The organism is Streptococcus penaeicida (assembly GCF_002887775.1).
In the GTDB taxonomy this organism is placed as follows: domain Bacteria; phylum Bacillota; class Bacilli; order Lactobacillales; family Streptococcaceae; genus Streptococcus; species Streptococcus penaeicida.
Genome location: NZ_LOCM01000047.1, coordinates 1 through 469 on the forward strand (window position 1 = coordinate 1; position 469 = coordinate 469).

Annotated in this window: 1 tRNA gene and 1 rRNA gene; both read left to right on the forward strand. The window is 40.1% G+C overall.

From position 1 onward, the window contains the following. Nucleotides 1-56 (forward strand): 16S ribosomal RNA (locus AT575_RS10130); the annotation flags it as partial. Nucleotides 57-276: 220 nt separating this feature from the next. Beyond that, nucleotides 277-346, forward strand: a tRNA-Ala gene (locus tag AT575_RS10650). Nucleotides 347-469: the final 123 nt, after the last annotated feature.

The window sequence follows — 469 nt, forward strand, 5'->3', positions numbered from 1 at the left end:
GGGTGAAGTCGTAACAAGGTAGCCGTATCGGAAGGTGCGGCTGGATCACCTCCTTTCTAAGGAAATGGAAACATTTGGAATTGTCTTATTTAGTTTTGAGAGGTCTTATTTAAGTTATGAGAACGTTAAGAAATCTGTATGAAAATAGGAAATTGACGATGTGTGCTTGCACACAAGGAGATTTATCTTTTTCACTAAGATTTTAGTTCGAATACAATTAAGCTTCACGTAATAGAATAGTACACCACTAATAATGAAACAACCAGTTTATTAGTCGGGCCTTAGCTCAGCTGGGAGAGCGCTGCTTTGCACGCAGGAGTCAGCGGTTCGATCCCGCTAGGCTCCATTATCTAGGATACAAAGAGATGTTCGGCTAGCCGAAATTTCTGTAGAAAATTAGGAATCTGACACCGTGTGCTTGCACACAAGGAAGATTATCTATTTTCCTAAGAAATTAATCTCGTGTTCA